The sequence below is a fragment of the Butyricimonas sp. Marseille-P3923 genome, from assembly GCF_900184685.1.
GTDB lineage: Bacteria > Bacteroidota > Bacteroidia > Bacteroidales > Marinifilaceae > Butyricimonas > Butyricimonas muris.
This window is the reverse complement of record NZ_FXXL01000006.1, coordinates 1190237-1216598: the sequence shown is the minus strand read 5'-3', so window position 1 is coordinate 1216598 and position 26362 is coordinate 1190237. Positions and strand designations below refer to the sequence as shown.

Here is a 26362-nt window from a genome sequence, read left to right as displayed (position 1 = left end):
AATCTAAAATTAATTATTACCATCCCGGATTCTGCACGTAAGAGGAGATCATCACTTCCTCGTTTCTCAAGGGAAACAAGTAATCCCGCGGAGATACAAATTTACGTTTTGCCCACACGACCACCGGCCCTTGAAAATTGTTATAAAAACTTTGTGCCGTTTCGCCCACAACATTCCAACCCATCTGTACTTCATTCAATTCCAAATGAGCCGTTTTCCAACGCCGTAAATTCCAAAATCTCTGTCCCTCGAAAGCCAACTCTACATCGTATTCCCGATGGATAATCTCCCGCATACCTTCTTTTGAGTCCACTTTTTCCGGGGAACGAGAATAATTTTTCCACGCCGAAACCACGTCCGGGATACCGGCACGTTCCCTTACTTTATTCAAAGGTGCATACACTTTGTCATCACTCGGTCCCTCGTACTCGTTCCACGCCTCAGCTTGCATCAAATACAATTCCGCCATTCGCATAATCGGTACCGGATTATCCCCCAACGCCTTTATCTCGGTAGGATAAGTTGAAAATTTCAATGTAGAATAAAGGTATTTTTTCAAAAAGTACCCGTTAATATTCTGTGGATTACTGCTTTGAATTACATCTTGCCTTGTCCCAAACTGTTCATTTTTATAAGCTTTAACTTGATAGTTTCTCGTTACCTTGGAATTCACGTCATCCACGCCTTGACGCCAATAACAACGATCCGCCGCGATATTGGCATAAAAACGAGGTTCTCTTCGTAAATGTAAACTCAAAACATTCTCATCCAACGAAACAACGTCTTTATATTTGGAATCCGCTTCCCGATTCATCTCGTACCTGCCCGTGTAATCCCACGTTTTATCCTGGTCAATTGGCAACCCGTTGTCCGTGTAAAACATTTCCACCATCTTCATGCTGGGTGACAAAGTTCCTAAAAAATTAGAATTGAAAAGACCGTCCGTGCTCACAAACGACGGCATTATAAATCGAGTCCAAGTATCCCCTCCATTCGAATTATTACCTGAATTCCGTACTGAAAACAAGCACTCGGGATTATTAAAGCCCAAGTCATGTACCGACTCCTCAATATCCCGCATCGTGTTCAGCAATTCTGTCCGTGCTGTCGTAGAGCCTGAATAAAGATTGCGCCCATAAAACTCACAAGTCTCGACAGCCTCGTCAATAGCCTCTGCTGCCAAACGCCATCGCTCGGGATCATACGATTCACTGAATAACGGCTCCCCGTTCTTATCCTTGAAATTCAGGTAAAATTCGTTCCCGTTGAAAAGAGGAGAAGCTGCCGTGAGCAACACTTTCGCTTTAAGCATCAACGCCGATTCTTTACAGAAATACGCCCTACGACTGGGTTCTTTTTCACTATCCGGCAAAAGGTCAACAATAGCCTCATCCAGCAAACGCACGATTTCTTTAAAACAAGTATCCACGTGCACACGAGGCATTTTCATTTCCTCTATAGATGCTTCCGTCGCAATATTCTCCGGCACCAACACGATCGGCCCGTAATGGCGTACCAAATCGAAGTAATAAAACGCTTTCAGGGCTTTCACCTCTGCCGCCCATTGTTTCTTTTCCGGTTCTTCCATATCGTAAACATTCCATATCTTTTGCAAGAATGTATTACAATAGCGTATTCTCGAATAATAAGCATACCCGTTCCATGCATCCCCATAAGGCTCCTGCGACATCTGTAATCCGTCACCGATATACAAACCGCTATAGGTATTGGCTTCAAGAAAACTATTTCGCATATAATTACCCGTCGTGTACTCGTCCGCCCCAAGATACGCGGGATTTTGGTTCAATTTAGGCAAAAACATGAGACTCGTGTGAGCGGTATACAACCACGTATCGGCTTTCTTCCGATTCGTGAAAATAGCATCCGTGGTTTCGATATCCCCTTCCGGCACCATATCCAGATAATCACATCCTCCAAACAGGAATACCATAGACAACAATATATTCTGAATCAACTTCATACCTCATATATTTTCATTAAAAACTAAAATTCAATCCTACAGAATAGGTCTTTTGAATCGGATAATTGAATCCGTCCCCCCCTAATTCAACATCCCACACTTTAAAATTAGAAATCAAGAAAGGATTATTCGCCCGCACGTAAAATTTCACGTTTTTCATTCTCAACTTGTTTTTCAACCTGTCCGGTAAATTATATGCCAATTCTAACGCCGTGCAACGCAAGAAACGGCACTCCCGCATAAAATAAGTACTGCGATACGTATCGCTTGTTGTTGAATTCCAATCCTCCTGCGGGTTGTGTTCCGTTATACTCTTCGTGGATAACCGAGGCCAGAAAGGGCGATTGTCCATGTTATCCGTGGACCAATGGCTTTTATATATTTCCGTCAACATGGCATTATCCTGAACGAAAGGAGAAATTGCCGCCGGCTCAATGAAGAACCCGCGTTTACCCGACCCTTGGAAAGCAAAATTAAATTCCCAATTCTTATAATTCAAATAACCGCTAAACCCGTAAGTAACACGCGGCGTTTCCGGAAAACCGATATGCACGGCATCTTCGAGAGTAATTTTCCCATCACCATTCACGTCACGATAACGAATATCTCCCGGCATTAAATCTCCACCTTGAGTCGGTGCATTATCAATCTCCGCTTGATCCCGGAAAAGCCCCTCGGCTATATATCCCACACGCTGCGAAAGCTCGTGCCCCACTTTCCGCTGCCATTGGGGTTTATCATTAGCTTCTTCCAATTCCATATAAGTGGCTTTGTTATAAGTGAACGTACCATTCAAAATCACCCAAAAATCAGACGAAAAAGCATGCTGAATTTTTCCGGAAAAATCTATACCACGGGATCTGGCTTTCCCGATATTATCCTGTTGTAGAGTCTCAAATCCTACCGCCTTGGGAATAACGGTCCTAAAAGCAAGAATATTATGACGGATCTCCTGATAAGCATCCAGTGTAAACTCCACGATACCATCAAACAATTTTGTTTCTAATCCTAAATTTATTTGCTCGGCAATTTCCCATTCCACATCCTCGTTACCATAACTACTAATAATATAAAATGACCCGGAATTCTCCGCCGGTTTCAGAGAAAAACCTTGTGAAGTCTGTTTAATTATTTCTTCCAAGTACACGAAACGGGGTATATTGATAATACCGTCATTACCAACTTTACCCCAAGATGCCCGTAATTTCAAGAATGGCAACCAACCGGAAACAGATTGCATAAAGTTTTCCTTCGAAACGATCCACGCTGCACCGGTAGCCGGAAAAAAGCCCATTTTATGCTTCTTGGCAAAACGCTCGGAACCGTTGTACCCGAAACTAGCCTCGACAAAATAACGGTCTTTAAATCCATAAGTTCCACGCATGGAAAAACCCAAATTACGATGAGGCATGGACTGCAAAACCGTACTGGTTGGGGTATCCGCTCCTTCCAATGCATTAAAAACTGCCGTCAAACTTGTCTGGTGATCGTTCCATGCAGCCGTATGCAAGGCACGTAGTTCGTAAGTCATTTGTTTTTTAGAGGATTCTTTAGAACTAGCTAAAGATAAAGACGTATTTGCAGCCTCCAGATTCATTGCCTGTAACTGGTGTTTACCCGTTTCATGGTCATATTTTTCTAAAGAATACTCGTATGGATCCGTTTTAAAAGCCTTATCTTCATTACCTTGTTTCACATATGACACACTAGCACGCAATTCCAACCCCTTCAGTAAAGAAGAAAGATTGTGAATATATTCTACTTTATTGATAAACGCGTAACGGCTACGGTCTTGATAACCTTGTTGCAATGCTTTGTAAGGATTTCTTTTCTTACTGGCAGTCGTACCAAAACGTATATGTTCCCAAGTATAAGTATCATCCGCCGGATAAACCGCCGCAAAATCCACGGGAGAAGCGTTAAATGCTATCGCATAAGCATTATTCGCATTAATCATTGGACCATTGTAATCGTCCACGGTCACACTGGAATTAAGCAATAAACGGATTCCTGCAGCCAAATCTATATTCAAATTTACACGAAGTCCTAACGTTCCATTTTTTATATTACAATCAAAATCATTCAATTTGTCTGTTTTCAACATACCGTAATCTAAATTGTAATTCACGGAAGCGTAATACTGCATCACGTTAGAACCTCCCCGGATATTTAACCCCAAGTGATGATTCACATTATAATCCTTGAACATGATTTTATACCAATCATTCGCGGGATATACCCAAGAGGGATACTTACTCGAACCCGTACGATTGATGCGTTCTTCCGAATACGCCGGAGCGGCATACGGGTCCCGGCTCAACAAAGCCTGATTGTACATCTTCATGTAAGTTTTCGGACCAACCACGTCAATATTACTGGTAGGCATACTAGCAATCGCCTCGTAACGCACGGAAGCATACACACTTCCTTCTTCTCCCTTTTTCGTGGTCACCAGAATCACACCGTTAGCTCCACGGGCGCCATACATGGCTGTCGCCGAAGCATCCTTCATCACGCTGAATGTCTCGATATCCTCCGGGGCAATACGTGCCAGATCTACTTTGGAAACTTCCACCCCGTCCAAGAGAATCAATGGATCTATATTTGCCCCGGACTGAAAAGAGGTAATACCCCTGACATAAAATTTGGTATTCATCTCCTCTTCAGTTAACGCACCCGGAGCTCCTCCTGTCTGCCACCCCACGATACCGGCTATCTTTCCGGCAAAACTGGTAGTTAAATCACTATTGGAAGATTTCAAATCCATGGGGCGAACGGTCGTGATCGCAGAAACCACACTCTCTTTCTTTTGTTCCCCGAAGGCGACAACTGCCACTTCTTCCAAACTCTCTTCCGAGGGTTTCATCCGGACATTAACATTCGTTTTGTCCTTCACTAGCACAGACTCGTTCTTGTAACCGATAAAAGAAACTACCAACACGTCATTGGGACGCACGGGAAGAGAAAATTTACCATCCGCATCCGTTGCCACACCTTGTGTTGTTCCTTGTATTACGATTGTCGCCCCGGCTAATGGAGTCCCTTTCTCATCCACGACTTTACCTTTCACGGTCATCACTTGCGACTCCTCTTTTGGCCCCACAAGAATTTTACCATTCTTTTGCTGTGAACAAATTAATCCCGTCCCTTCCAAACAAGCCTTTACCGCCTCGAACACGGTGATCTTTTCCCGTTTCAAAGTAATCTTTTTCGCCTCTTTCATCACGACCTCTTCCCGGAAGGTGACTACGTTTCCCCCGAGTTGGTTGATTTCATGCAGTGCCCGCAACACGCTGAAATCCTTGAAGTCAATTGAAATGGTTTTCTGATTTGCCTGCTGCGCCAAAAGCGAGGCAGAACCGAGAAGTAGCACCGTCACGAAAAGTGAAAAAACACTAAACGATCTCTTGCACGTGCATAAAAGTCCCGAAAAGACTTTTGGTTTCGTCCTTTTTTTCATAAATTTGTGATATTAAATTTAACATTAGCCTTGTCGCTGAACAAGGTCGTCAAAGTGGAGCGCCCGCAAAGTTGCTCCATTTTGCTTTTTATTATGATTTATTTCTTACGTACACGACATTTCCCTCTATTTTAAATTCAGGTCCCCCCGTGAAGGTGAGCGCCTCCAAGATAGACTTCAGCGTCTCGTCCTTGCTGAAGTAACCGTTAAACGTGTAATCCTTCTTTGCCCCGGTTTCATAAATAAATTTCACGCCATACCAACGCTCAATCTGACGGGTCACGACCTCTATATTTTCCTTGTTAAACACGAACATACCCTCTTTCCAAGCGATGACGTTATCCAGATTCGCCTCGGACACGCTCAATTTCCCGGTTTGTTGATTCCAGTCCGCCTGCTTGCCGGGTGAAAGCACCACCTTGCCAGTGGTATCCGCCAATGACGCCACGTCTACCTTTCCGGTGAAAAGCGTGGTAATCACATCAGCCTCGTTTTTATAGGCCTTGATATTAAAAGAGGTTCCCAACACTCTCGTGCGAATATCGTTGGTTCGCACGATAAAAGGCCGTACGGCATCCGGGGTTACCTCGAAGAACGCTTCGCCTTCCAAGCGTACCACCCTTTCGCCCCTGCCGAAAAGAACGGGAAATTCCAATTCACTCTCGGAATTGAGCCAAACCCGGGTTCCGTCGCTTAATACCAAAGAGTAGAAGCCCCCGGTTGTCGTGATAACCTTGTTCATCTCCAACTTATCGGGCACCACCGAATCTGCTTGCATCCGGTCGGAATCGTAAACCAACTTGTCCTCCTGTCCCATGACCAACGCTGTCCCTACCCGAGTGGAATCCTGTTGTATCTTGGTCATCCCCACTTTTTCCCCGTCCGCCAAAACCAGAATTACCTTATCTTGTACCGTCGCCGCAGAAGGCAACACCTTGGCAACTTCCACTTTTTTGAGTTGTACCTTTTTCGGGGTATCTAGCACGTACTCGAAAAGGAGCATACTCCCCAGTATGAAGACTGCCGCGGCACTACCGCACCACAAGAGATAACGTTTTACCCGCTTTTGCCTGTTTCGCCTCGTCAAAGAGCGCAAAATATCGGACTGCAATTTCCCGTAGTCCGTTTGTAGATCGTATCCCGATTTCAAATTCAAATGTTCCTTCAAACCCTCGTCGGCAACAATCTTATCACAAAGTGCCTGTCGTCCTTCGCCCCCTTTAATCCAGACCTCAAACACCCGCTTCTCCTCTTCGGTTGCGATGCCGTATCTTACGCGTAAGATGATCCGTGCGATTTGATGACTCTGAAATTCTTTCATTCTTTTACATTTTATCTAAAGACACCACTGATTATCGCTTGGTATTACACGAGAGGATAATTTTTTTTATCTCCCTGTCCACTCACGAAAAAAAGAGGTGTGCCAAAACACTCCTCTAGTCTATAAAGTTCATAAAGTCGAGCCTTCGGCTCCTAAGGTCTATAAAGTCTACAATCCAATAAAGTAATGATATTCAATATGATGAAACACAGACCACCTTGCACGTTTGACCTTACGACCTTATGAACTTTCAGACTTTATGGACGAGAGGACGTGTTTTGCCACGCCCTCCCCTTGAATAAATTAAATTCCTTTTTATAATTGATTGATATCTTCGACAGAAAGACCCGTTGCCCGAGCTATAATATCTAACGACAAACCTAATGATTTCATGTTTTGGACTATTTGCCGTTTTTCTTCCATACGCCCTTCTTCCAAACCTTCCATACGCCCCTCCATGCGCCCCTCCATGCGCCCCTCTGTCAATCCTTCCAACTTAGCGGTACTTAACACATCATTTTGTATCATGATCGCATCCACATGACGATCATACGCTGCACGCTCTGTTGCATCCATACTGTAATAAATTAACTTCTGGCGAGCTTCTTGTAGCCCGGGAGCCTGTGTATCCGGACGAATGTGACCACTTTTAAGGTAATCTATCCACTCCTCAAGCGGGGTTACTGCTACCTTGTCAAACTCATTCACGCGTATAAGGAAATATTCCGGAAAAATCTCGGCAGGAAGCCTTGGAACCAACGCATCTTTCTCTTTTGTCGTCACCTGAAGAAAATCTCCCGTATGAACTCCCACGAAAGAATTCTGCCCGTGATACAAATAATCGTTCCCTTTACCAATATCGAAATAGAGGATACTAATCGAGTACACTTTTTTAACTTCCGAGTAAATGTGCCCCAACTCAATATGCTCTGTTATCGCCTTCGCAACCCCGTAAAGAATTCGTTCAAGAAAATACAATTCCCTTGTAATCTGTACTTCAACTATGATAATCTCGTCCTCGTCATTACGAGCTTTGATATCCACCCGATTGAATTTGTCATTCTCGTTTTGTTGATTCCCTTCACTTTCTAAAATATCCAAGATATGAATATTTTTCCCGAGTAGTACTGTAAGTAAACCTTCCAGTACTCCAAAATTAGCTTTATTCCGCAACAATCGCTTGATAGCCCAATCAAAACGAATATACTTATCCTTGTAATTCATAGCGTTAACCTATTCTATTTTCACAAAGATATACTTTTTCCTGAAAAAATCATAGGGAAATGATTATATTTGCCACCGACTTATTCATCCAACATTGTCGAATAAGTGAAAAAATCCATACATGCGCACTGATAAAGAGGACACGGGCAATCATTTTGATCTGGGAGATTTTATCCGAGAATACTTCGCATCTTTATGCGCCATCGCATTCAAAATAACCGGAGATTCGGATGCCGCACAGGATATAGCTCAAGAGGTGATCATCAAATTTTGGGAGAATAAGAAACAACACGATAATCTGGGATCCATCGAAAATTACCTGTTTATCATGGTGCGCAACGAATCCCTGAATTATCTCCGGGGACTCGCCCGTGAAAAGAACCGTTACGAGCAGGTAACGTTTATTAATGAACAGGAAGATTCCGTGTGGGACACGATTATCGAGCAAGAAACGAATCTACTGTTACTTGAAGCAATCAATGCCCTTCCCCCACAATGCAAACGAATCGTGGACCTCTCCCTTGCCGGAAACAGCACGAAAGAGATCGCGGAAGAATTGGGCATTGCCGTGAATACAGTCAAGGTATTGAAAAGCCGGGCAATTCATAAATTGAGGGAATATTTTTCAGAGAATGATATTTGGATAGAGTTTTAAGTTTTCTCCTTATCTTTGCGGTGGAAAACGACAACACATGGAAAAAACAAATATACGGGCATACACGCAAAAGGAGTTGGCAGAAATCCTCGTGCAACACGGGGAGAAGGCATTTAGGGCAAAGCAAATATGGCAATGGCTTTGGCAAAAGGGAGTTACGAACTTTGATGATATGAGGAACCTGTCGAAAGAAACCCGGGAATGTCTTGCCTCACTATTCACTTTACAGACCGGTACACTTACTCATCGGCAAGAAAGCAGCGACGGTACTACAAAGTTAGGATTCACGTTGCCCGACGGTAATCTGATCGAGGCTGTTCTTATCCCCAGCCGGGATAAAGCGACAGCTTGCGTGTCCTCACAGGTGGGATGTAAACTGAAATGTAGTTTTTGTGCCACAGGAGGATTGGGATTCACCCGCAACCTGCTGCCGGAAGAGATATACGACCAAGTAGTTGCCGTCAAACGCCTGGCGGAAGAAAGAGGCACACCGCTTTCCAATATTGTATTCATGGGAATGGGAGAACCGTTATTGAACTACGACAACGTGCTGCAAGCGATAGACCGTATCACGGGAAACGACGGATTGGGCATGTCGCCCTCACGCCTCACGCTATCCACCTCAGGAATAGTGGAAGGTATCCGGCGCCTTGCCGATGACAACGTACGTTTCAATCTCGCCATTTCTCTACACTCCGCGATAAATGCCACACGGGATAAAATCATGCTGATTAACAAAGCATATCCGCTCCCGAAATTGGCAGAAGCAATAAAATACTTTGTCGACAAAACCGGAACTCGCCCCACTTTCGAGTATCTATTACTGAAAGGCGTAAATGACAGTCTTGAAGATGCCAAAGCACTGGCTATATTCTGTCGTCAATTCCCTGTGAAAATAAATATCATCGAATATAACGAAGTCGACAACGCCCCCTACCGCCACAGTCCCGACGCAAACAGGGACCAATTCGTCCGCTTCCTCGAAAGCAAAAACATCGTGGTCAACGTCCGCCGCAGCAAAGGTAAAGATATAGATGCGGCTTGCGGGCAATTGGCGAACAAGAATAAATGAGTTCATAAAGTTTATAAGGTTTATAAAGTTCATAAAGTAATAAACCCTAGCGGGCACTTTATTTATAACAGCACTAACGGACAATTAACACCCGTGACTCTATGGGCTTTACCCCCTTACGAACTCGCTAAAGAATACTTTATAAACTTTATAAACTTTATGAACTTTATAAACCTTATAAACTAACCTCACCTCCCGGCTTCACGTATCACGAGTAACTAAACACCTTACTGTCAACTCGTACTATGAAAACATTATTAGTAGCGATATTGCTTGTCGGATGCAATATCATGTCAGCAACAGCGCAATCCGACGGAACGATTAACAACCGGGCGCTCGATTCACTCGACTTGAAAAAGTATGTCGGCCTATGGTATGAAATTGCACGTTTTGACCATCCTTTCGAGCGGGGACTGGTCGGAGTAACAACCAACTATGTTGTCAAACCCGACGGCGACATAGAAGTCATCGGATGCGGCTATCGGGACAGTCTATCGGGAGAGAAAAAAGAGATTGTCGGGAGAGTACATATCCCGGACACCACTCGCCCCGGGGTGCTGAGAGTCACGTTTTTTCTGATTTTCAACACGGACTACCACATTCTGGAGGTTGAAAAGGATTACAGTGCAGCCCTCATCGGCAGTTCACAATGCGACCACCTCTGGATCGTGAGCCGTACGCCGAAACTGCCTTCCCCAAAATTACAAGACCTTATACACAGGGCACAGAAACGAGGGTATGACACGACCGCGCTGATTTTCGTTCCACACGAGCGGGAACAAATCCGACAGGAGTTCACCAAACTCTGAGTAATTTTCCATATTTTTGAACCGTTAAAGGCTCAGAAATATGGAATTATTCATGTATATCACCGGGGGAGCACTTTTACTCCTCAATATCATACTGCTCGTAATCTTGCTCCGCACCCGAAAGAGCACGGATGCCCGGGAATCTTTTATTCAACTGGAACAGAGTATAGCCCGCGTGGAAAAAGCATTCCGGGAGGAATTCCGCTATAACCGAGAAGCGGACGAGAACCGCTCCCGACAGGATAGAGAAGAACTTGCCGCATCACTCAACAATTTTCGCACGGAGCACCGGGAAGCGCTAAAAAATATCACCACACAAACAAATGCCGCCATAGAAGCGTTCCAGAAAAGTTTCACCGAAAGCATGAACGCCTCGAACCGCCTGCAACGGGAGAAACTGGGCGAGCTGAGTACCCGCCAACAGGAGCTTCTGCAAAACACGGAAAAACGGCTGGAAGAGATGCGTGCCACTGTGGACGAAAAACTACAAAAAACACTTCACGAGCGCATCGGTCAATCATTCGAACTCGTGAGCAAACAACTCGAAAGCGTGCAGAAAGGATTAGGAGAAATGCAGACTCTCGCCCAAGACGTGGGAGGACTAAAACGAGTACTCAGCAACGTGAAAATACGCGGAACAATAGGAGAAGTACAGCTCTCCATGCTTCTTGAACAAATCCTTGCACCGGAACAATACGACACGAATGTCAAAACGAAGAGAGGCTCGGACAAACTGGTGGAATTCGCCATAAAACTACCGGGAAAAGACAACGGCGAAGACTCCGTCTATCTCCCCGTGGATGCTAAATTCCCGAAAGATATCTACGAACAACTATTAGAAGCTCACGAGAGCGGTGACCCGAAACGTGTAGAAACCGCCTCCCGCAATATAGAGCAGACCATCCGGGGTATGGCAAAAGACATCCGGGAGAAATACCTCGACCCGCCCCACACGACCGATTTCGGTATCATGTTTCTTCCTTTCGAGAGCATTTACGGGGAAGTGATCCGCCGTTCCTCGCTGTTGGAGCAGTTACAACAGGAGTATCATGTCATCGTGACGGGACCAACCACGCTTGCCGCTATCCTCAACAGTCTGCAAATGGGATTCCGTAGCTTAGCCATCCAAAAACGAAGCAGCGAAGTATGGCGTATCTTGAGCGCCGTGAAAACCGAGTTTGACAAATTCGGCGGGATGCTCGAAAAAGCTCAAAAGAATCTCCAGACGGCAAACAACCAACTTGAAGAAGTCATGGGAAAACGCACCCGTGCCATACAACGCCACCTGCGTTCGGTGGAAGCATTGCCCACCCAAGATGCCCCGACTCAACTTCCGGAACCGGACATCACGGAGGAAGTATAAAAACAAATACATCTTGCTAGCTTCTTTCCCGACTTTTTATTAGTTTTGCCCTAACAAGAGATTATTCATAAGAAATCAAATATATTTATGGAAACAAAGAAAAACAAAACCACCCTGCTCATTATGGCAGCCGGTATGGGTTCCCGGTTCGGTAGTCTGAAACAACTCGCGTTATTGGGACCGCACAAAAAAACATTATTGCACTACTCCATTTATGACGCCGTGCATGCCGGATTTGACAAGATCGTTTTCATCATCCGCCGCAGCTTTGAAGAAGAATTTAAAGAAGCCGTGGGGAAATACGCCGAAAGTCTGGTGGAAACCGTGTATTGTTTTCAGGAAATGGATCGACTGCCCGGGAATATGCCCCCTATCGAACGGGAGAAACCGTGGGGTACGGCACACGCTATCTGGTCGGCAAAAGACAGTATCAACGAACCTTTTATCGCTATCAATGCCGATGACTTCTATGGTCGGGATGCTTTCGTGAAGATGCATGATTTCATCGCAAATAATCCGGACGAAAACTGTTTCAGCCTTGCCGGTTACCGGTTAGCAGCCACGCTGTCGGAAAACGGTACCGTATCGCGGGGAGTATGTACCGCGGACAAAGACAACTTCCTGACCAGCATCACGGAACGCACCAAAATCGGACGTGAAGGTACGGTTATCAAAGACATGGACTCCGGTGTTATCCTCCACGAGGACGATGTGGTATCCATGAATTTCTGGGGATTCACGCCTATGCTTTTCGGGGAAATCGAAAAACAGTTTGTCGACTTTTATCATGCCAACAGCAATAACCCGAAATCGGAGATATACATCCCGTTCGTGGTAGACGAACTGATCAAGCAGAAGACCGTGAAAGTGAAAGTACTGAACACCAGTGCAAAATGGTTTGGTGTCACTTACAAGGAAGACACGGAACTCGTGAACAATGCCCTACAAAAATTCGACGGGGAAGGGCTGTACACGGACATGGGGAAATAAAAAAACAACGGGAAAACATAAAAAAACAACGCCATGGATAAACTAAAGAAGATATACGACACGTTCGTATCCAGCGGTCGATTCGTGTCGGCCACGCCTTACGGGTCCGGGCACATCAACGACACTTATCTCGTCAAGGTAGATGAGGATGTTGAATATATCCTTCAACGGCTCAATAGCAACGTATTCAAGGATATTCCAAAACTCGTGAAAAACAAGGAACTGGTATGCGGACACATTCGTAACCGTCTGCTCCGACACAAGGTGAGCGATATCACCCGTAAATACATCACGTATTTCTACACGGACAAAGGAAACGCGTATCACAAGGATTACGAAGGGAACTACTGGACTCTCTCCCTGTTTATCAAAGGCTCAAAGAGTTACGACGTCATTCCGGACTCCCAGATCGCTTATCAAGTGGGTATCGGGTTCGGTGAATTCGAAAACCGGATATCCGATTTTGACGCCAGATTATTGACGGAAACGATTCCTTTATTCCATAACGTTCCCAGACGCCAGCGAGAATTAAAGGAAGCACTGGCAAAAGCCAGCCCTGAAAGAATCGAGTCAAGTAAAGAATTGCTCGAATATTTAAAGAAATTCGACAAGCAAATGCTCGAATTACAGCAGCTGAAAGACGACGGGTTCCTTCCGCTTCGGGTGACACATAACGACACGAAAGCCAACAATCTTTTGTTCGACCACAACGATCGCCCGCTATGCGTGATTGATCTGGATACCGTGATGCCGGGAATCGTGCATTATGATTTCGGGGATGCCATCCGTTCCGCTTGTAACTCGGCCGGGGAAGAAACCCGCAACCTTGATGAAGTGGTATTCAACATGGCATTTTTTGAGGCGTTCACTGCCGGATTCATGGAAAAGGCAAAACACCTCTTTACCCTAAGAGAGAAAAAAACACTGGCACAAGGATGTATTCTGATGACCTATTTGCAAGCAGTACGTTTCCTGACGGATTACCTTGACGGTGATCATTACTACCCGATCACCTACCCGGAGCACAACCTGCAACGGACAAAAGTGCAAGTCCGCCTTCTACAAGACATGGAACGTCACTTCGACAAAATGAATCAATTCATTCAAGAGCAATAAAAAATAGGGTGGCTTTGCCACCCTATTTTAGTCTGTAAGGTCCATAAAGTCGAGCCTTCGGCTCCTAAAGTCCATTATTTCATAACACAATAATATACACTATCATAACACATACATCACCCGTACATTTGACCTTACGACATTATGGACTTTCGGACCTTACGGACGAGGAGGTGTGTTTCGACACACCTTCCTCTTATTTCTTTTTGCAGCAATCTTCTTTCTTTCCGGTTTTAGAGCAGCAATTGTCACCGCATTCTCCCTTGCACGTTTGATCTTTTTTGTGATGATCACATTTGCCTTCACATTCATGCTTTCCGCTCTTGTGGTCACATTGGCTGCAATCTCCTTTGCACTCTGCTTTTGCACCTTCTTTGCAACATTTGTGTCCTTTGTCGCATTTGATAACTTTACCGTCTTTGTCACACAAAGCAAGAACTTTCACGTCATGTCTTTCGATAGCCGCTTTCAATCCCGGCAAGGAGTTCTTATCCATACGATAGGTCACCAACACGGTAGAATCCTTCATATTCAACTTGTAATCCTTTATCCCTTTCTCGAAAGGCATATTCTTGTCTAACTTCGCTTTACAAGAAGGACAATGGATACCCACCTTGAAAATAACAGTCGTATCTTTTTTTGCTTGCGCATTCACGGTTAAACCCATCATTACGAACACTACCAGCGTAAATAAAATCTTCATTGTTTTCATATTCAAATATTTATTTATTATCAATTTTTAGTCTTCAACTTTTATCTTTTAGTTTTTATCTCATCCTTTCCGGTCTAAAGCAAAACGCAAACCGATATAGAATTTACGTCCGTGAAGAGGGCCCCAGACTTTCGACGAGTCGAACGTACTGCTCCAAGGATCGTGAGCGTTCACAATCGGATTTTTCTGCGTGAAATCGCCGATATTCTCGCATCCGGCATAAACACTCCACAAGCGGAAATATTTTGTCACCTGAGCGTTCATAATCTGGAATGCATCGAAACGAGGTGCAACCCGAAACTCATCAGCAATGCCTCCCTGTTCGGGTAAACGACCGGAACCGTTGAACTGCGTGGTGAAATCGAACTGCCACTTTTTCAGGTTCGTGAAATACGACAAGTTCACCATACCTTTGTAACGACTGGTAAACGGGGTACGTCTCAACTCTCCTTTAATCGTGGTCTTCACGTCATTATAACGATATGCCACCGTCGCTTCCAGACGAGGAATCAATTCGTATTTCACCTCTGCCTGATAGCAATTGGAATAGGACTTCCCTTCCAGATTATAGAAATTCACCTGATCGAATGTCGTTTCGTTATCCACTACCACTTGATCGTTGAACTTCGTGTGATAGTAATCAAGATTAACATTCAACGTGCGTCCGAACAAGGTAAACTTCCGGTTCACGTTTGCCCCGAAATTCCAAGAATCTTCCATCTTCAACTCGTCCAACAAGTGAGGATTCTTAGCCAATAACTTACCTTCCACGTAAAAATTAGCGGCAGAAGCCAACAGGTAGCTATTCTCCGCAAGAATATTCGCCGTGCGTAATCCCCGCCCGAAAGTAGCCTTTATATTCGTGAACTCATCCGGCTTATACATGATATGAGCCCGGGGCGTCCAGATACTACCGAAAATATTGTGATAATCATAACGCAAACCCGCCATCACGACAAACCGCTCGTCCAAAAACTCTCCCGTGTACTGGAAGAATGCCCCCGGAACACGCTCCTCGCGCTTGAAAGTAGCATCCACCCCCTCGAGTCCGTCCGCCACGACCAATTGATCGCGGAAATCCTCGTCATACTTGTCATAAGTAAAACTAATACCTGCCGAGTACATCTGTCCCGGATTATTCCCGAATATGGACTGATAAATATAATTAGCGAAGAAACTCTTTTGTCCCGCATTATATATTTTCTTCCCGTAATACGAATCCTGCGTGTGATCCGTGTAATTCAGCAGCAATGCCATACTCGTGTTCTCGTATTGAGGCATCAGATACCCTAACTTCAAGAATCCCTCGTAACGACGCGTATCGATACCTATCTTGTAAAGCCCGTAGGTCGGATTCGGCTCGGCATGTCCCCCGTGCGAGGTTTGTCCCCCCTCACGAGTTTCGTCGATAAACTTTCCACCGAATTGAAGGAACCAAGAATCATCCTTGTACGCCCAACGATTCATCACGTTATACTGTGTCTTTTCGGGCATATCCAGAAAACCGTCCTTATTCCCGTCGTGCGGCTCCTCCATCCAGTCCCCGTGCAAAAGGAACATCGTGCTCCATTTATCATTGAAACGGATACTGAAATTAGAGTTAAACTCGTACATCCCCTCTCTACTGGTAAACACGTTTGCCGAAAACAATTCCGGATCACGGGGTTTCTTGTAATCCACGCTGATCTGGCCTGCCATCGACTCGTAGCCGTTGATAACCGAACCGGTACCTTTAGACACGGAAATAGCCGACATCCAAGGACCGGGAATATAAGTCAACCCGTACAGAGAAGCAAGTCCCCTAAAATTAGGCATATTCTCCGTCATCATCTGCACGTATTTTCCCGTCAGCCCGAGCAACTGAATCTGTTTTGCTCCCGTCACCGCATCCGCGTAAGAAACATCCACGGACGCATTGGTCTCGAAACTTTCGCCCAAGTTACAGCAAGCGGCTTTACACAATTCCTCCCCGGTAATCAATTGCTCGATCAACGGGCGATTGGTCGTCATCACCGTACTTTGCTTCCGGGCTTGCACGTTCACTTCATCCAACAACTCCCCGGATTGCAACGTACAGGTAACAAACTTATCCGTCGATTTCACTTGAATAGTATCCGACCGATAACCGATAAAGCTGATTACCAACTTTCCCACCTTCTCCCACTTCAACTTGAACTCTCCGTTACCGTCCGTCACGGCTCCTTTGCTCGTTCCGACCCAATACACGTTTGCCCCGGCAAGCGGTTTCTCGCCATCGGCTGTTTCCTCCATAACCCGGCCTTTAATTGTTTGCGCCTGCAATCCGAAGGATGCGAACAAACACACCATAATAAAAAGATTTCTCATACAATTACTTTCGCTCTTGATTTTAGTTTCAATTCACACATAATACTTCTCGGCCAAGCATACACGCACGACCAGTCTGAAAGGGACCCGCGGGGATTCCTTCTTCACGGAACAGAAATAAATCAACAACGGAATGTACACAGCAACTCCAATGGCGGAGAATTATCCGTGTACGTCAAGGCAGGATTAAATGATTTGACAATAGATGTAGCACGATCGGAAAAGACAGGGGCAGAATCCACCTCCATCACCATATCACTGAACTGCACCTCGAAATGAGAAGCAGCCCACTCGCCGTAGACCTTATAATATGTATGCTGTTGTTTCGCATTATCACAATTCTTTTTGTGCATATTATGGCACGAGTGACAACAAACACAACCGTGCGTACAAGGACACGGCGTATCAGCAGGAATGAATATCAAACGCGAATAAGTTTCCTGACAACGATGGCAGTACACCTTACTCACATTTACCCCGATTGTCCCTAAAAGGAAAACAACCAATAACAAAAGGGCGCGTATATTCATTTTTTGCTGTTTCATCGTTTGCAAAAATAAAACTTTATTTCAATCCACATACTCTAAAACAGAGCATTAACAATTTATTAACGGTTTTTTTATTCAAATTCTCTCTCTATTGATGTAAAAAATCGAAAAAAAGTATTACTTTCGAATTTCAATATAGATGTAGATTATTTATCATTCCAACAAACTATGAGAAAAATATTACTATTCGGGCTATTTGTAGTTCTTATCGCTTCTTGCAGCAAGAAAACGAATGTCGAGATCACCGGAGCCATCAAAGACGCGGACAACACGAAAGTATACTTGGAACAAATTGACGTGAGTTCCCGGAAAGTTATAGACTCAACAAAAATTAACAAGAAAGGAGAGTTTACTTTCAAGATTAATGTTGACCTACCGACCTTCTATGCGCTAAAATTCGCTAATAACGAGCAGGTTACAATCATCGCCACTCCGGAAGAAAAAATAGAAATAAGTGGAAAACTCGATGACATCAAGAACAACTATTGGGTAGATGGATCGGAAAATTCATTGTGGATCAAATTATTAAACTTCCAACTCGATCGCACGATCACGCTGACCGACTCCTTGAGAAAATCCTATCAGGCGCTGCCGCAGGAGCCTGCTTACGACAAACAAAGAGAAGAATACGCCAAAGCTTGGGAGGAGGCTATAAACAAACAGATCAACTTCACCCGGGATTTTATCATCAAACACGCAACCTCTCCGGCATCCTACTACGCCCTGTACCAGAAAATCGGAGGAAATCTCGGTATCATGGACGAGATAGAAGACCTTCATTATTTCAAGGTAGTGGCATCGTCATTAACCGCTTTGTACCCGGAATCGCAATACACGAAAGCGATCATGAACCATTTGAAAGAAATATCCCAAGCGATCCGCAACCAGCAATTGGCAGCCGTGATCAACAACTCGGAAAGTTCTCTGCCGGACATCACTCTTCCCAACACGGAGGGGAAACCGGTATCATTGCTCTCCCTGAAAGATAAATATATCGTGCTCGACTTCGGGCTAATCACCGCCAAAGAAAGTCAGGAATACATCAAGGAGATGAAAACGGTGTATGACAAATTCAAGAAACAGGGCGTTGAAATCTACATGGTCTGTCTGGATAAAAACAGATTGCTGTGGGAAGAAATCATAAAACAGAACAAGATCAACTGGATTTGCGTATGGGATGAAGGTGGTTTGCAAAGCAGAGCTGCCGCAAGCTGGAACATCAAAAATATTCCGGCAAACTATATCATCAACCAGAAAAAAGAGATTGTCGGCAAGAACTTGTACGGCAGTCGTCTGGAAGATCGTTTGAACACTTTATTGAAGAAATAATAAAAACAGAACGAACATATCATCATGCAGGGTAAGAACGTTTATTTCCTCTCCGATGCACACTTGGGTGCCAAACTATTGAAAAATAACCGGGAAAGGGAATTGATGCTCGTGGATTTTTTGAAAAAGATAAAACCCGTTTGCTCGGAGCTCTACCTGTTGGGTGATATGTTCGATTTCTGGTTCGAATACAAACACGTGGTTCCCAAAGGACACGTGCGCTTTCTGGCAGAACTCGCCAATTTCACCGACAGCGGGATAAAAGTTCATTTTTTTACCGGAAATCATGACATCTGGGCGTTCGACTACTTGGCAAAGGAATGTGGGGTGATCCTGCATACCTCTATGTTCGAAATCGAAATGAACGGGAAATCCTTCCTTATCGGACACGGCGACGGACTCAACCCGAATGACAAAGGCTATCTTTTCCTCAGCAAAGCCTTCCACAATCGTTTCCTGCAAAGATGCTTCCGGCTGATTCATCCCGACTGGGGTATCGCTTTGGCAAACAGATGGTCGGCACACTCCCGACTAAAAGGAAACGGAAAAATAGACGCGAGAGAATACTTGGGAGATGACAAAGAAGAGATCGTGCTGTATTGCAAGAAAGTATTGCAGGAACGGCACATCGATTACTTCATTTTCGGTCATCGCCACCTTCCCATCTTTATGCAACTGGCGGAATCCAGCTATTATATCAACACGGGAGACTGGATTACTCATTTCACGTATGCCAAATTCGACGGAGAAAAAGTTTCACTGGAAAAACTCGAAGAGAAAAAATAACCCTATCCATTTTGTTTCCGTGTAAAATAATCCTAACTTACCTGCCTGTATGTGAAATAAAGATCGACAGTTATGTTAGTCAAAATATTCGGCGGTGCCGTGTACGGCATCAATGCTATTACAATTACAATAGAAGTAAACATCCTCTGGGGTGCTAAATTCATCATCGTGGGATTACCGGACAATGCCGTGAAAGAAAGTCAACAACGCATCGATTCCGCCCTCCGGGAAATAGGACTTAAAATCCCGGGTAAAAGAGTTATTATCAATATGGCTCCCGCCGACGTGAAGAAGGAAGGCTCCGCTTACGATCTCCCGATAGGTATCGGTATTCTGGCTGCCAATGAACAACTTCCTGATGCCGACTTGGAACACTACGTCATCATGGGCGAATTGTCCCTTGACGGAAGCCTGCAAGCCGTAAAAGGCGTACTACCCATTGCCATTCACGCGAAGAAAGAAGGGTTCAAAGGAATCATCCTCCCTTATCAGAATGCCAACGAGGCCGCTGTTGTTCAAGATTTCGAGGTATATGGCTTCCGGCATATCAACGAGGTCATTGCTTTCTTGAAAAAAGAAAAATCATTCTCCCCCGCGGTGTTCGACCGGAAAATCATGGAACAGCACTCCGACAACGAATTATTGGATTTCAAAGACGTTAAGGGACAAGAGAACGTGAAAAGAGCCATGGAAATCGCCGCCGCGGGCGGACACAATATGATCATGATTGGCTCACCGGGTTCGGGGAAGACCATGCTCGCCCGAAGATTACCGACAATCCTGCCGCCCATGACCACGGAAGAAGCTCTCGAAACAACCAAGATACACTCCGTCGCGGGAAAAATACAAAACAACAATTCCCTGATCGTCAACCGTCCTTTCCGATCCCCCCACCACACGATCTCGAACGTGGCTCTTGTCGGTGGCGGCTCTTGGCCTCAACCCGGGGAGATTTCACTGGCACATAACGGAATATTATTCCTTGACGAACTACCCGAATTTCAGAGATCTGTACTGGAAGTTTTACGCCAACCGCTGGAAGACCGGATGATTTCCATCAGTCGTTCCAAATTCAGCGTGGAATACCCGGCAAATATCATGCTCATCGCTTCCATGAACCCCTGCCCCTGCGGTTACTACAATCACCCCACCAAAGAGTGCAACTGTCCGCCGGGAGCCGTGCATAAATACCTGTCCAAAATATCGGGTCCCCTGCTTGATCGCATTGACATACATATCGAAGTCGTCCCCGTCGAACTGGATAAAATGACCAGCAACACCGAAAGCGAACCCAGTGCCGCCATTCGCGAGCGGGTGATTGCCGCCAGAGAAATACAGACTGCCCGATTCCGCGAGCATCAAGGCATATATTGCAACGCCCAGATGACGTCACCTCTGTTGAAAAAATATTGTCTTTTGGATGATAGATGCACCGCCTTGCTGAAAATCGCTATGCAACGTTTCGGCTTATCAGCCAGAGCATACGACCGCATCATAAAACTATCCCGCACAATAGCGGACTTGGAACACAGTGAAAAAATAAAACCCGAATACATCGCCGAAGCCATACAGTATCGCAGCCTCGATCGCGAAGGGTGGGGAGGATAAAAAAATTCAGTGATTTTATGATTGACGATTAGGTGATTATAGAATCACGAAATCAATCAATCGACAATCACAGAATCAATTCACGTTTAAACCCGACTCAAGATATCCTCCAAGCCTTGGAAGTGATTTTTGTAGTCTTCCGCACTTCTACGAATCACCTCGTAGGCTTCTTCCTTATTATACACGTGGGTAATTTCCGTGCGGCGTTCTTCTCCCGGAAGATCCTTGTAGGTCAGGAAATAGTGTTTCAAACGATCGATCACCACGTGTGGCAACTCGGATATATCGTTATAAATACTATACGTGGCATCATGTTTCAACACGGCGATAATCTTATCGTCAGCCTCGTTCTTGTCCAACATACGGAATCCCCCGATCGGGCGAGCCTCTGCAATAATATCCCCGTGGGATATCGTTTTCTCTGTCAACACGCAAATATCCAACGGGTCGCCGTCACCGTGTATATCCGCCCGCTGGGTTTGCTCCATGCAATAGTCAGCAACCAGATCCCCGCAATAAGTCTGCGGCAAAAAACCGTACAACGCAGGAACCACGTTTGAATACTTCTGCGGACGGTCAATCTTGATATAACCGCTCACTTTATCCAACTCGTACTTCACCGTATCGGTAGGCACCATCTCGATAAATGCTGTCACCACTGCCGGAAAATCCGGCCCGATATCCAACCCATGCCACGGATGTGACTTGTACCTCAACCCCATCAATCGGGCGATAGGGTCATTAATTTTATTTCCCATAACTATTTCGTTTAAAAAAAATATGTGTCATACACCTTTATATCTATTCACCGAACAAATGCAACTCGATCTGTTCTATCAAGATGTGAATAATCTTGATATGAATCTCCTGTATCCGGTCGGAATAACCATTCCACGGGACACAAATATTCACATCGCATAAATTCTTCATCTTACCGCCGTCCTTACCTGTCAGCCCGATCACCAGCATTCCCCGATCATGCGCTGTATTCACGGCATTCACGACATTTGCCGAATTACCGGACGTGCTGATAGCCAGCAGGACATCTCCCGCTTTCCCGTGCGCCTCCACGTACCGGGAAAACACATAATCAAAACCGAAGTCATTCGCTACACACGTCAAGTGCGTCGGGTCGGAAATCGCCACGGCAGGCAATGCCGGGCGGTCACCCCTGAAGCGTCCTGTAAGTTCTTCCGCGAAATGCATGGCGTCACTCATGGAACCGCCATTACCGCAGCTAATCACCTTACCGCCGCTTTTCAGAATCCGGGATAATATCTCGGCTGCCAACCCGACCTGTTTCAACTTCTCGTCATCCGCCACAAAATCAGCCAACACCTGCTGTGCCTCTAAAAAACTCTTCTTGATACTATCCATCTTCTTAGGGTATTACATTTATCTTATTTTTTCCATTCGACGATCCTCCCTCTTTCCTTCTTCAACATTCCCGGGGGGACCACCTGTTTGATATCCTCGCAAAGCAGGTCTATCAACTTCTGCTTCGTGTAGTGGCGCGAATAAATGACGCTCACCTCCCGCAAAGGCTTATAGGTCGTGAACGAACGAACTTGCTTTTTTTTCTCCTCCGTCATATACAACAATGCCAGTTCCGGGATTAAAGTAAAACCGCCTTCCCTATCCACGATCTTCATCAATGTTTCCAACGAATTGCTCTCGAAATCAAAGGGCAGGTTCTTGTGCTGCGTGTCGTGCATATCGCACAAGTTCACCACTTGATCGCGAAAACAATGACCGTCACCCAGCATCCATATATCGGGAGTGGCGATATCCTGTATTTCTACGTCTTTCTTCTTCAAAAGTTCATGACCGGCGTGAGCGTAGATCATCATTTCTTCATAAAAGACGGGGCGTTCCACGATCTTCTCGTCATGGAAAGGCGTAACAAAAATACCCGCGTCCAACGTGTCCCGTTTCAATCGCTTGATAATCTCTTCGGATACCAACTCCTCAACCTCGACCTTCACGGCTGGATAACGGCGGATATAATCCCCTATAAAAATAGGTAACAGGTAGGGGGCCAACGTGGGAATAATCCCGATCTTCAAAGAGCCTGCCACCTCCTGTTTTTCCTCGTTGATAATTTCTTTTATTCTTTGTGTCGCCGATAAAACCGTCCGTGCCTGAGCGATCAGTTTTGCCCCGATATCCGTGGGCACCACCGGTTGTCGGCTCCTGTCAAAAATGATTACACCGAGATCGTCTTCCAACTTTTTGATTTGCATACTCAGCGTCGGCTGTGTCACGAAGCAACTATCCGCTGCCGTGGCAAAATGCCGATGCTCGTCAACGGCTACAATATATTCCAGTTGTGTCAGTGTAATCATAAATTTGTTCTATTCAAAAAAATCCTTCATCTTGGAGAATATGCTTTTCTTGTCATTACTTCCGGGCTTGAATCCGGTCGTTTCTTTCATTTTCTCCACTAACTTTTTCTCGTCTTTCGACAAGTTCTTCGGAATCCACACGTTCACCTTCGCCAACAGGTCACCTTTCCCGTACCCGTTCACGTCCGGCAAACCTTTTCCGCGCAAACGCAATATTTTACCCGGTTGAGTTCCTGCCTCTATTTTCACTTTCACCTTGCCCTCTATCGTCGGAATCTCTACCGTTTCTCCCAAAACCGCTTCGGGGTAACCGATAAACACGTTATACAACAAATCATTGCCGTCCCTTACCAGATCAGGATGCTCGTCTTCTTCCACCAGCACAATCAAATCTCCATTCACACCTCCGCGACGGGCAGCATTGCCTTTACCGCCCAATGACAGCTGCATCCCTTCTGCCACCCCTGCCGGAATATTAATCGTGATCACCTCTTCCGACAACAACACGCCCTCTCCGTTACAATAGGTACACTTCTCGTTGATAATCTTTCCTTCACCCTCGCAAGTGGGACAGGTGGAAGTCGTCTGCATGGCACCAAGAATTGTATTCTGCACTCGGGTAACCTGTCCCGAACCGTTACAGGTCGAGCAAGTAGTGAAAGACTTCCCGTCTTTCGCACCCGTGCCGCTACAATGCTGGCAAGCCACGTATTTTTTCACTTTAATTTTCTTTTCAACTCCGGTAGCTACTTCTTGCAGGTTCAATTTCACCTTCACCCGCAGATTCGTACCCCGGTTCACCCTACGGGCTGAACGTCCGCCCCCGCCGAAACCGCTGAAGCCGCCAAAACCGCCCATTCCACTAAAGATATCCCCAAAATGAGAGAAGATATCATCCATGCTCATACCTCCACCTCCGAAACCACCGGCACCACCCATCCCGGCGTGTCCGAACTGGTCGTAACGGCGCCTTTTATCGTCATTGCTCAACACATCGTACGCCTCGGCTGCCTCCTTGAACTTCTCCTCTGCCTCCTTGTCACCCGGGTTCTTATCCGGATGATACTTCAATGCCAATTTGCGATACGCTTTTTTTATTTCGGTAACATCGGCATTTTTAGACACGCCCAACACTTCATAATAATCTCTCTTTTCCATTACCACGCAATCTTAATTTATTCGCCTACAACCACTTTCGCGAAACGCATCACCTTATCGTTCAAATAATATCCTTTCTCGATACAATCCAGCACTTTCCCCTTCAATTCGGGAGTCGGTGCGGGAATAGTGGTCACAGCCTCGTGAATATCCGTGTTGAAATCCACCCCGTCCGTCTCGATCTCCTTTACACCGTTTTGCGTTAGGAACGTCTTGAAATTAGCATAGATCAAATCCACCCCTTCTTTCAAGGCTGCCACATCCTTTGACACGCTCATACTCTTCAAGGCTCTCTCGAAGTTATCCACCACAGGCAGAATATTTGTCAATATCTGCTCCCCGGCACTCTTCGTCAATTCCATTTTCTCTTTCAAAGTACGTTTCCGGTAATTATCAAATTCCGCCGACAACCGCAGATATTTGTCATTCATCTCCGCCAGCTTTTGTCCCAACTCTTCCAATTTACTCTCTTCCTTTTTGCAAGATTTATCCTCTTTCTTCTTGTGAGACTTTTCTTCTACCTCATTCTCAACATTCTGTGACTCCTCCAGTTCTTCCTCGTGAGTCGCTCTCTTCTCTTCTGACATATCGTATATATTTTTTTATGAATAAACAAATTAAGCTACTTTTTTCAAGCAAAATCCCTGCCAACAAGTCAACATGCCACATTGACAAACAAAACGAGTGTCAATGTGGCACAATATGCTGCCACAAAGATATAACAATTAAGTGATTTACGCCCTCAATCTAAAATCTAAAATCATCAAATCTAAAATTCACAACATCCCATTATCCGCGAAACTATAATATCGATCGGGGCAAACGATAATATGATCAAGCAGAATGATATCCAACAACCTTCCCGCTTCCTGAATCTTTTTCGTCAGAGCAATATCCTGCGGACTCGGACGATTGTTACCGCTAGGGTGGTTGTGTGCGATAACGATAGAACACGCTTTGGCTTCCAACACTTTCCGGAACACCATCCGGATATCGATAATCGTGTTTTCCATACCTCCGGAGAACAAACGTTCACATGACTTTATCCGACAGGCACTCGAAAGGGTAACCACCCAGAACTCCTCGTGATCCAAATCCCCGATGAGCGGTTGCAGATAGTCATACAGATCCCGGCTTGTCGTCAGCACGGGCTCTTCTCGGGCGGCAGCCAACGCTCTGCGCCGCCCGATCTCCACCGCGGCGATAATCGAGGCTGCTTTTGCCATGCCCACTCCCCTGTAACGGTTCATGAAATCCGTCACGGACAAGCGCGCCAAAGTATTCAAGTCATTATTGCAATCCGCCAGCATACGCCGGGCAAGATCAAGAGCAGACTCCCCGCCGCTTCCCGATCGCAACAGGATAGCGAGCAACTCATTTGTGGAAAGCGTGGCGACGCCGTTCGCCAACATCTTTTCCCGGGGCTTATCATCCTCCGCCCACGAGGAAATAGGAATATATTCTCCAGCCATAACCTTATCTTTACAGCCGGTAATGTAACCATTTTTTTTCAAAATAAAAAAAATCTTAAGAATAAAT

General features: G+C 45.3%; 22 protein-coding genes. 9 read left to right on the top strand and 13 right to left on the bottom strand.

What is annotated here, in order from left to right; all coding sequences use genetic code 11:
• Nucleotides 1-16: 16 nt before the first annotated feature.
• From CS948_RS10785 to CS948_RS10770, 4 genes are all read right to left on the bottom strand, one after another.
• The gene (locus CS948_RS10785) at nt 17-1981 is read right to left on the bottom strand and encodes a RagB/SusD family nutrient uptake outer membrane protein (protein ID WP_099291674.1); all 1965 of its coding nucleotides are present in this window, start codon (nt 1979-1981) and stop codon (nt 17-19) included.
• Nucleotides 1982-1997: 16 nt separating this feature from the next.
• Nucleotides 1998-5441, bottom strand: coding sequence for a TonB-dependent receptor (locus CS948_RS10780; RefSeq protein ID WP_099291673.1), 3444 nt, complete (start codon nt 5439-5441; stop codon nt 1998-2000).
• A 91-nt stretch (nt 5442-5532) separates the two neighbouring features.
• A complete protein-coding gene (locus CS948_RS10775; RefSeq protein WP_099291672.1) occupies nt 5533-6762 on the bottom strand; it encodes a FecR family protein in 1230 nt (409 codons plus the stop codon).
• 315 nt (nt 6763-7077) lie between these two features.
• Nucleotides 7078-7986 carry an Rpn family recombination-promoting nuclease/putative transposase gene (locus CS948_RS10770; protein WP_099291671.1) on the bottom strand — a complete coding sequence of 303 codons (909 nt, stop codon included), beginning with the start codon at nt 7984-7986 and terminating at the stop codon, nt 7078-7080.
• Between the two features lie 121 nt (nt 7987-8107).
• Here CS948_RS10770 and CS948_RS10765 point away from each other — a divergent pair, with 121 nt between their 5' ends.
• From CS948_RS10765 to CS948_RS10740, 6 genes are all read left to right on the top strand, one after another.
• Nucleotides 8108-8641, top strand: a complete 534-nt coding sequence (locus CS948_RS10765; protein WP_099291670.1) for an RNA polymerase sigma-70 factor — start codon at nt 8108-8110, stop codon at nt 8639-8641.
• A 37-nt stretch (nt 8642-8678) separates the two neighbouring features.
• On the top strand, nt 8679-9713 hold the full coding sequence (gene rlmN, locus CS948_RS10760; RefSeq protein ID WP_099291669.1) for a 23S rRNA (adenine(2503)-C(2))-methyltransferase RlmN: 1035 nt from the start codon (nt 8679-8681) through the stop codon (nt 9711-9713).
• 245 nt (nt 9714-9958) lie between these two features.
• The gene (locus CS948_RS10755) at nt 9959-10522 is read left to right on the top strand and encodes a lipocalin family protein (RefSeq protein ID WP_099291668.1); all 564 of its coding nucleotides are present in this window, start codon (nt 9959-9961) and stop codon (nt 10520-10522) included.
• Between the two features lie 40 nt (nt 10523-10562).
• Nucleotides 10563-11885, top strand: coding sequence for a DNA recombination protein RmuC (locus CS948_RS10750; protein ID WP_099291667.1), 1323 nt, complete (start codon nt 10563-10565; stop codon nt 11883-11885).
• Nucleotides 11886-11972: 87 nt separating this feature from the next.
• Entirely contained in the window at nt 11973-12875 is a 903-nt protein-coding gene (locus CS948_RS10745; RefSeq protein ID WP_099291666.1) for a sugar phosphate nucleotidyltransferase, read from the top strand.
• 33 nt (nt 12876-12908) lie between these two features.
• Nucleotides 12909-13991, top strand: coding sequence for a phosphotransferase enzyme family protein (locus CS948_RS10740; RefSeq protein WP_099291665.1), 1083 nt, complete (start codon nt 12909-12911; stop codon nt 13989-13991).
• Between the two features lie 196 nt (nt 13992-14187).
• Here the strand turns inward: CS948_RS10740 and CS948_RS10735 are convergent, their stop codons facing one another.
• The 3 genes from CS948_RS10735 to CS948_RS10725 all read right to left on the bottom strand — a co-directional run bounded on the left by CS948_RS10735 (nt 14188) and on the right by CS948_RS10725 (nt 17579).
• Complete coding sequence (locus tag CS948_RS10735) at nt 14188-14703, bottom strand: heavy-metal-associated domain-containing protein (protein ID WP_099291664.1); 516 nt, start codon at nt 14701-14703, stop codon at nt 14188-14190.
• A gap of 60 nt (nt 14704-14763) precedes the next feature.
• A complete protein-coding gene (locus tag CS948_RS10730; RefSeq protein ID WP_255301976.1) occupies nt 14764-17031 on the bottom strand; it encodes a TonB-dependent receptor in 2268 nt (755 codons plus the stop codon).
• Nucleotides 17032-17171: 140 nt separating this feature from the next.
• Nucleotides 17172-17579 (bottom strand): hypothetical protein, encoded by a 408-nt coding sequence (locus CS948_RS10725; protein ID WP_141560932.1) that lies wholly within the window; start codon nt 17577-17579, stop codon nt 17172-17174.
• A 186-nt stretch (nt 17580-17765) separates the two neighbouring features.
• Between CS948_RS10725 and CS948_RS10720 the strand changes: the two genes are divergently transcribed.
• The 3 genes from CS948_RS10720 to CS948_RS10710 all read left to right on the top strand — a co-directional run bounded on the left by CS948_RS10720 (nt 17766) and on the right by CS948_RS10710 (nt 21320).
• Nucleotides 17766-18926, top strand: coding sequence for a TlpA disulfide reductase family protein (locus CS948_RS10720; RefSeq protein WP_099291661.1), 1161 nt, complete (start codon nt 17766-17768; stop codon nt 18924-18926).
• Nucleotides 18927-18950: 24 nt separating this feature from the next.
• Complete coding sequence (locus CS948_RS10715; protein ID WP_099291660.1) at nt 18951-19712, top strand: UDP-2,3-diacylglucosamine diphosphatase; 762 nt, start codon at nt 18951-18953, stop codon at nt 19710-19712.
• Between the two features lie 72 nt (nt 19713-19784).
• Nucleotides 19785-21320: a YifB family Mg chelatase-like AAA ATPase gene (locus CS948_RS10710; RefSeq protein WP_099291659.1), complete on the top strand. Its 1536-nt coding sequence runs from the start codon at nt 19785-19787 to the stop codon at nt 21318-21320.
• 86 nt (nt 21321-21406) lie between these two features.
• On the opposite strand, the gene CS948_RS10705 is transcribed toward CS948_RS10710, so the two are convergent.
• The 6 genes from CS948_RS10705 to radC form a co-directional block, all read right to left on the bottom strand.
• Complete coding sequence (locus tag CS948_RS10705) at nt 21407-22078, bottom strand: inorganic pyrophosphatase (RefSeq protein ID WP_099291658.1); 672 nt, start codon at nt 22076-22078, stop codon at nt 21407-21409.
• Nucleotides 22079-22121: 43 nt separating this feature from the next.
• Nucleotides 22122-22697, bottom strand: coding sequence for a D-sedoheptulose 7-phosphate isomerase (gene lpcA / locus CS948_RS10700; RefSeq protein WP_099291657.1), 576 nt, complete (start codon nt 22695-22697; stop codon nt 22122-22124).
• 23 nt (nt 22698-22720) lie between these two features.
• Nucleotides 22721-23665: a LysR substrate-binding domain-containing protein gene (locus CS948_RS10695; protein WP_099291656.1), complete on the bottom strand. Its 945-nt coding sequence runs from the start codon at nt 23663-23665 to the stop codon at nt 22721-22723.
• Between the two features lie 9 nt (nt 23666-23674).
• On the bottom strand, nt 23675-24823 hold the full coding sequence (gene dnaJ / locus CS948_RS10690) for a molecular chaperone DnaJ (RefSeq protein ID WP_099291655.1): 1149 nt from the start codon (nt 24821-24823) through the stop codon (nt 23675-23677).
• 17 nt (nt 24824-24840) lie between these two features.
• Nucleotides 24841-25410: a nucleotide exchange factor GrpE gene (gene grpE, locus CS948_RS10685; RefSeq protein ID WP_099291654.1), complete on the bottom strand. Its 570-nt coding sequence runs from the start codon at nt 25408-25410 to the stop codon at nt 24841-24843.
• Between the two features lie 189 nt (nt 25411-25599).
• Nucleotides 25600-26295, bottom strand: a complete 696-nt coding sequence (gene radC / locus CS948_RS10680; RefSeq protein ID WP_099291653.1) for a DNA repair protein RadC — start codon at nt 26293-26295, stop codon at nt 25600-25602.
• Nucleotides 26296-26362: the final 67 nt, after the last annotated feature.

Coding starts and splice junctions, on each gene's coding strand:
- CS948_RS10785 (WP_099291674.1), bottom strand. CDS start 1,981: ATGAAGTTGATTCAGAATATATTGTTGTCTATGGTATTCCTGTTTGGA.
- CS948_RS10780 (WP_099291673.1), bottom strand. CDS start 5,441: ATGAAAAAAAGGACGAAACCAAAAGTCTTTTCGGGACTTTTATGCACG.
- CS948_RS10775 (WP_099291672.1), bottom strand. CDS start 6,762: ATGAAAGAATTTCAGAGTCATCAAATCGCACGGATCATCTTACGCGTA.
- CS948_RS10770 (WP_099291671.1), bottom strand. CDS start 7,986: ATGAATTACAAGGATAAGTATATTCGTTTTGATTGGGCTATCAAGCGA.
- CS948_RS10765 (WP_099291670.1), top strand. CDS start 8,108: ATGCGCACTGATAAAGAGGACACGGGCAATCATTTTGATCTGGGAGAT.
- rlmN (WP_099291669.1), top strand. CDS start 8,679: ATGGAAAAAACAAATATACGGGCATACACGCAAAAGGAGTTGGCAGAA.
- CS948_RS10755 (WP_099291668.1), top strand. CDS start 9,959: ATGAAAACATTATTAGTAGCGATATTGCTTGTCGGATGCAATATCATG.
- CS948_RS10750 (WP_099291667.1), top strand. CDS start 10,563: ATGGAATTATTCATGTATATCACCGGGGGAGCACTTTTACTCCTCAAT.
- CS948_RS10745 (WP_099291666.1), top strand. CDS start 11,973: ATGGAAACAAAGAAAAACAAAACCACCCTGCTCATTATGGCAGCCGGT.
- CS948_RS10740 (WP_099291665.1), top strand. CDS start 12,909: ATGGATAAACTAAAGAAGATATACGACACGTTCGTATCCAGCGGTCGA.
- CS948_RS10735 (WP_099291664.1), bottom strand. CDS start 14,703: ATGAAAACAATGAAGATTTTATTTACGCTGGTAGTGTTCGTAATGATG.
- CS948_RS10730 (WP_255301976.1), bottom strand. CDS start 17,031: ATGGTGTGTTTGTTCGCATCCTTCGGATTGCAGGCGCAAACAATTAAA.
- CS948_RS10725 (WP_141560932.1), bottom strand. CDS start 17,579: ATGAATATACGCGCCCTTTTGTTATTGGTTGTTTTCCTTTTAGGGACA.
- CS948_RS10720 (WP_099291661.1), top strand. CDS start 17,766: ATGAGAAAAATATTACTATTCGGGCTATTTGTAGTTCTTATCGCTTCT.
- CS948_RS10715 (WP_099291660.1), top strand. CDS start 18,951: ATGCAGGGTAAGAACGTTTATTTCCTCTCCGATGCACACTTGGGTGCC.
- CS948_RS10710 (WP_099291659.1), top strand. CDS start 19,785: ATGTTAGTCAAAATATTCGGCGGTGCCGTGTACGGCATCAATGCTATT.
- CS948_RS10705 (WP_099291658.1), bottom strand. CDS start 22,078: ATGGGAAATAAAATTAATGACCCTATCGCCCGATTGATGGGGTTGAGG.
- lpcA (WP_099291657.1), bottom strand. CDS start 22,697: ATGGATAGTATCAAGAAGAGTTTTTTAGAGGCACAGCAGGTGTTGGCT.
- CS948_RS10695 (WP_099291656.1), bottom strand. CDS start 23,665: ATGATTACACTGACACAACTGGAATATATTGTAGCCGTTGACGAGCAT.
- dnaJ (WP_099291655.1), bottom strand. CDS start 24,823: ATGGAAAAGAGAGATTATTATGAAGTGTTGGGCGTGTCTAAAAATGCC.
- grpE (WP_099291654.1), bottom strand. CDS start 25,410: ATGTCAGAAGAGAAGAGAGCGACTCACGAGGAAGAACTGGAGGAGTCA.
- radC (WP_099291653.1), bottom strand. CDS start 26,295: ATGGCTGGAGAATATATTCCTATTTCCTCGTGGGCGGAGGATGATAAG.